The organism is Psychrobacter sp. TB20-MNA-CIBAN-0197 (genome assembly GCF_040309765.1).
GTDB lineage: Bacteria > Pseudomonadota > Gammaproteobacteria > Pseudomonadales > Moraxellaceae > Psychrobacter > Psychrobacter submarinus.
Genome location: NZ_JBEOPC010001099.1, coordinates 1 through 250, shown reverse-complemented (window position 1 = coordinate 250; position 250 = coordinate 1). Strand labels below are relative to the sequence as shown.

At 36.4% G+C, this 250-nt stretch carries 1 pseudogene; it reads right to left on the bottom strand.

Features of this window, described 5'->3' with window-relative positions:
- A pseudogene (locus AAEY83_RS17320) lies at nt 1–250 on the bottom strand (adenosine deaminase); the annotation flags it as partial.

The following is a 250-nucleotide window of genomic DNA, read 5'->3' as shown; positions in this document are numbered from 1 at the left end:
CTGTATGCGTTTGCGGGTCAAAAAATATCTCAGTATGAATAACATTATCTTCTACACATTTGAGAATATATGCCCACGTTAAATCATAAAAATCGTCTTTGGTAATCAGGACATTGGCACCAGCATAATAAATATCTAAAAAGGTTTGCAGATTGGTAAAATTGTAAGCTTTGCGTACATCGTCAATATCTTGATAAGGAATGGCGATGCTATTTTTTTGCGCCAATCGGAACATCAGCTCAGGCTCAAG